The sequence below is a fragment of the Lactobacillus sp. genome (genome assembly GCF_051873315.1).
Taxonomy (GTDB): domain Bacteria; phylum Bacillota; class Bacilli; order Lactobacillales; family Lactobacillaceae; genus Lactobacillus.
The window spans coordinates 1-4,855 of sequence record NZ_JBJEES010000159.1; the positions used below are offsets into that span (position 1 = coordinate 1).

The window sequence follows — 4,855 nt, forward strand, 5'->3', positions numbered from 1 at the left end:
AAAATAAAAACCTCCTTTTCAATGATTCACTGTCTATTCTATTTGTTTCACTTCTGAAAATAAATAGCTAGGTATCGAATTTTTAAAGAGAAAAAATAAAGTATGGTCAAAAAACATAGCCTTAAGAAGACAAGAGCAAAGAAAAAGGCCTGCCAGACTCTGTCTGGCAGACCTGAGGCTTAATTGCCTTGTTTATTGTCAGTATTATTGTTGTCCTGCTTGTTTTCTTCAGCCTTCGGGGCTTCGCTGCTCTGGCTGGACGAAACAGCAGAGCTGGAGGAAACCGAGCTTGAACTTGCTGAGCTGGATGAAGATGAGGATTTTGAACTTACTGAAGAACTTGAACTGGACTTAGAAGAGCTGGAACTGGAGCTGGACTTGACGCTGGAAGTTACAGTTGAGCTGGAACTTGTAGTAGAACTCGTGCTTGAGCTGACATAGTCGGCATCAGTCGGTGAATGCCCCTTAACGAAGAGTTCCCAAGTATATGACTGGCCAGGGGAGGCCACTTCGTCTTCAGTATTCTTGACGATCCGCTTCTTAACGACCGTTGATGGCATTTCCCAGTCGGTGCTGTCTTCGTCAGCCATCAAGTAAGACATCATATACTTGTAAATCAGCTGGGCCGAATACTGGCCGACCCCGGAAATCGTCCCGTCCTTTAAGTTGTCATAGCCTGTCCAGATCCCAATCGAGTACTGTTTGGTGTAGCCAACAAACCAGGAGTCCTTTGGCGTTGAGCTGTAGCTTGGGTACTTAACTAGCTCTGAGTCGGAGTACTTAACCGTACCAGTCTTGCCGGCCTCGTAGATCCCGCTGACCTTGGCCGTGGTCCCGGTCCCGCTGGTGAAGACGCCCTTGAGCATGTCAGTGATCATGTAGGCGGTTGACTTCTTCATGACCCGCTTGCCAGTAGAGTTGTATTTGCGCACTTGCCCGTCAGCCGTTTCGATCTTGGAGACGAACTGCGGCTTGCGGTAGACGCCCATTGTCGCAAAGGCTCCGTAAGCAGCCGCCATCTGTAAGCTGGAGGCGTCAGCCCCGATCGCTGTTGACAAACCAGCGTTGGCAGAGACGTTGACGCCCAGTTTTCTGGCAAAAAGTGATGCTCGAGAAATCCCAACTTCATTCAAGGCTCTGACGGCTGGCACGTTTCTGGACTGAACCAGGGCGTAGCGCATGCTCATTGACCCTTGGTAAGTGTTGTCCCAGTCATAAAGCTGGATGTTGGTACCTGGGTAAGTGTACTTGGTATCCTGAAGGATATGGCTGGTTCCCCAGTTGAGATATTCAATTGCCGGACCGTAGTCTAAGACTGGCTTGATCGTTGACCCGGTCGACCGGCCGGTTTGGACTGCCCGGTCAAGTCCCAGCTGGACCGATGGCAATTTTCGGCCCCCAAGGATGGCGATGACGTGGCCGTTCTTCGGGTTGACGACCGTGGCCCCGATCTGCATCTTCTTACTGGTGAAAGCAACGCTGCCGCTGTTGGCCAGGGAGTAGAGCTTGTTTTGGGCAGCCTGGTTGATGTTGATGGTAATCTTCAGGTTGTCGTTATATGGGTCATAGCCGTCAGCCTGTACTTCAGCAATTGCTTCCTTGATGTAGGCGTCGTCGACCTTGCGCAGCTTGGATTCAGTGCTGGTCGTGTGCTTCTTCAGACCCTTCTGCACGTCTTCAGCCTTGGCAGCCAGGTACTGCTTTTTGGTGATTTTCTTATTGTCGTACATGGCCTTTAAGACCAGGTCCCGCCGGTACTTAGCCTTCTTTGGGTATAAGTAAGGGTTGTAGGCCACCGGGGCGTTAGGCATCCCGGCCAAAAGGGCCAGCTGGGCCAGGTCCAGCTGCTTGAGGGACTTGCCATAGTAGTAGTTGGCTGCCGTCCCCATCCCATAGGTCCCGTAGTTCATGTAGACCTTGTTGATGTAGAATTCCAGGATCTGGTCCTTGCTGTATTCTCTTTCAACCTTCATGGCCAGCCAGGCTTCCTGGGCCTTTCTGGACAGGGTCCGTTGGGAGCTGGCGGTTGAGAAGCAGGTCAATTTGACCAGCTGCTGGGTGATGGTTGACCCGCCGGCCACGGTGCTGGAGCTCTTGACGTTGGTCAAGAAGGAAGACACAATCCGGAAGGGGTCGATCCCCAAGCTTTCAGAATAGAAGCGCTTGTCTTCAATGGAGACGACCGCGTCTTTCAAGGTCTGGGGGATATCCGAATCTTTAGCATAAACCCGGGTTTGTGAACCCAGTGACATTAAAAATTTGCCATCGGTAGTGTAAAAACTTGATGTGCCGCCGCTTTGCAGCTTGGCGGTGCTGATGCTCGGCGCGTCTTTGGCATAATAGGCGAAGACGCCGACGCCGGAGATGATCAGCAAGAAAAAGAGCAGAAAAAGCCATTTGATTACCCGCAGAACGGGCCGGGCCTTCTTGGCGCCGTCATTGGCATGCAGGCGCGCCATCCGCGTGTTCTTTTGCTCTGGACTATTTGTTGCCATGTTCTTGTTTCCTATCCGCAATGATCCGGTCGACCGCCTCTAAATAAGGCAGGGCAGGCCGGAATCCGCTTTTAATTTCAAAGGAGTTAGCTTCGATTTCAGCAAGAGTCATAGAACTCTTGCCGGCAGCCTTCCAGTTTTGCCAAGCTTGAATCAAAAAAGATGCCGGGGTAACGAAGTAGCGCTCCAAACTCATGAAACCGATAAGGGCAAAACAGATGCCCTCTTGGTCCAGGCACTGCTGCAGGTGCAGGATTTGGTGGTCATGAAAGTTCTTTAAAGGAAAAGAAGTTTTGTTGCGCGTCTCCTTGGCTTCAAAATCAAGGTAGTAGCCCTGATAAACGCCATTGTAGTCAGTCGTTGAGGCCTGTCGGAAGTAGGCCTCGCGGATGACGGCCCGCGATCTTTTCGGGTAGTCGACCTTGACGATCTGGATCGGGGTCGGTTTCTTGTGGACGACCGCGATGCCCGCGTCGAGGTAGTACTGGTTTGATTCGTTGATCTGCTGCTCCAGGGTCATCCCGCGGTCGGAAAAGCTGGCCTTCTTAAGCAGGGCCTTTTCTCCTTGCCGCTGGGCTGCCCTTAAGGGGATGACAGATCCAGTTGGGTATTTAACCATAAAGTTCACTCCTGGAAGTCATTATAACAATAAAAACTTGAGAAACCTAATCAGATTATTTTTGCGCTAGCGCTAAAGCTCGATCATCCTTGCTTTTTCGGTTAATGTTACAATGTTTTTAAAGACCTGGCAAAGCAAAAGAATTAAGGAGGAAATTTGCATGCAGCGAATTTGGATCAGCGGCTATCGCAGCTATGAACTGGGAACTTTTGGCGACAAGGATCCAAAAATCACGGTGATCAAATACGCCATTAAGCAGTACCTGACTAATCTGCTGGAAGAAGGACAGCTGGACTGGGTCATCACCGGCGCTAACCTGGGCGTTGAGCAGTGGAGCGCGGAAGTAGCGCTGGATTTGCGGCAGGAATACAACTTGCGGGTTGCGGTGATGCTGCCTTACTTGGACTTTGGCAGTCGCTGGAGCGAAAACAACCAGCTGAAGCTGCAGAATTTAAAAAATCTAGCTGACTTCTGGTCCGCGACTTCAAAAGGATCTTACCAGGGTGCCCGCCAGCTTAGGGACTACCAGCAGTTCATGTTCCAGCATACCGACCGGGCCCTTTTGGTCTATGACCCGGAATACCCAGGCAAGAGCAAATATGACTACGAGATGATTGAAAAATACCTGCAAAAGCGCGATGACTACCAGCTGGACCTGCTCGATTATTATGACTTGGAGCAGGCCGCCCGGGAATATGAAGAAAATCAAAGAGAATGGTAAATTTTAACTCTTTCTTTCTTTTTTATGGAGTCGCTTTTTGATAAAATGACTTTAGTATAAAGGAGTCAAGAGTTAATGGCAGATTTAAACGATATTAAGCTGTCCGCGCAGGACATTTTAAAGAAGCAGTTCAGAAGCAAGGTCAAGGGCTATGATCCGGATGAGGTTGATTCTTACCTGGACCAAATCATTTCCGACTATGAGACCTTCCAGGACATCATTGAAGACCTATACGGGCGGATTGGTGAACTGCAGGGGCAAGTGATCGACGCTGAGAAGCAGGTCAAGCAGGAAGAAAAGGCCGTCAAGGAAATCCCGGCAGCCGTACCGGCATCAGCGACTACTGAAAGCAAGGAAGAAGACGTCAAGACCTACGTGCCGAGCTCACAAAGGCAGCGGACCGACTTCGCCTTGGATAGCAGCAGTACTAGCGGCGAAATTTCAACTAACATGGCAATCATTCAAAGACTTTCAACTCTGGAGCGGAAGGTCTACAATCTGGAACAAAGAGTTTACGGAATTCAGGACTTACAAAAGTAAGAAAGTTTGCTATAATAGTAATGTTGCAAATTTTGAGCAGTCGCGGCCGGCCTTGAGCCGGCTGAGGAAAGTCCACGCACGCACGGGCTGCGATGCCCGTAGTGATCGTATTCAGCCCAATAAGCTGGAGGAGGCCTTGAGCCTCACGGCAGAGAAAGCGCTAAAGCCTGGCCATGCGTGAATATCTTGAAAGTGCCACAGTGACGGAGCAAGCCGGGAAACCGGCTTGGTGGAACGAGGTAAACCCTGCGAGCGTGTAACCCAAAATTTGGTAGGGGCGTCTCAACTTAGGCAAATGAACCAAAAGTTGGACTACATCATGTAGAGATAGATGGCTGCTGAAACCAGCCGCGGCCGGCGGTTGGTGGAACAGAACGTGGCTTATAGAAATTTGCAAGGCAGAGAGTTGGACTTCGTTTGAAGCCCAACTTTTTCTTTTTTAAGGAAAAAGCCTGCAAAGATAAAAACAAGATAAAGATC

Annotated in this window: 4 protein-coding genes and 1 other RNA gene; 3 read left to right on the forward strand and 2 right to left on the reverse strand. The window is 50.0% G+C overall.

What is annotated here, in order from left to right:
• Positions 1–179 precede the first annotated feature (179 nt).
• Both ACI32D_RS09555 and recU read right to left on the reverse strand, forming a co-directional pair.
• Positions 180–2,495, reverse strand: a complete 2,316-nt coding sequence (locus ACI32D_RS09555) for a transglycosylase domain-containing protein (RefSeq protein WP_439776334.1) — start codon at positions 2,493–2,495, stop codon at positions 180–182.
• Positions 2,482–3,114, reverse strand: coding sequence for a Holliday junction resolvase RecU (gene recU / locus ACI32D_RS09560; protein ID WP_439776335.1), 633 nt, complete (start codon positions 3,112–3,114; stop codon positions 2,482–2,484). Before recU ends, ACI32D_RS09555 begins: the two co-directional genes overlap by 14 nt.
• A 160-nt stretch (positions 3,115–3,274) precedes the next feature.
• Between recU and ACI32D_RS09565 the strand changes: the two genes are divergently transcribed.
• The 3 genes from ACI32D_RS09565 to rnpB all read left to right on the forward strand — a co-directional run bounded on the left by ACI32D_RS09565 (position 3,275) and on the right by rnpB (position 4,764).
• Positions 3,275–3,835 carry a DUF1273 domain-containing protein gene (locus tag ACI32D_RS09565; protein ID WP_439776336.1) on the forward strand — a complete coding sequence of 187 codons (561 nt, stop codon included), beginning with the start codon at positions 3,275–3,277 and terminating at the stop codon, positions 3,833–3,835.
• Positions 3,836–3,910: 75 nt separating this feature from the next.
• Complete coding sequence (locus ACI32D_RS09570) at positions 3,911–4,375, forward strand: DivIVA domain-containing protein (RefSeq protein WP_439776337.1); 465 nt, start codon at positions 3,911–3,913, stop codon at positions 4,373–4,375.
• A 28-nt stretch (positions 4,376–4,403) separates the two neighbouring features.
• Positions 4,404–4,764: RNase P RNA component class B (gene rnpB / locus ACI32D_RS09575), an RNA gene on the forward strand.
• Positions 4,765–4,855 lie beyond the last annotated feature (91 nt).

Coding starts and splice junctions, on each gene's coding strand:
- ACI32D_RS09555 (WP_439776334.1), bottom strand. CDS start 2,495: ATGGCAACAAATAGTCCAGAGCAAAAGAACACGCGGATGGCGCGCCTG.
- recU (WP_439776335.1), bottom strand. CDS start 3,114: ATGGTTAAATACCCAACTGGATCTGTCATCCCCTTAAGGGCAGCCCAG.
- ACI32D_RS09565 (WP_439776336.1), top strand. CDS start 3,275: ATGCAGCGAATTTGGATCAGCGGCTATCGCAGCTATGAACTGGGAACT.
- ACI32D_RS09570 (WP_439776337.1), top strand. CDS start 3,911: ATGGCAGATTTAAACGATATTAAGCTGTCCGCGCAGGACATTTTAAAG.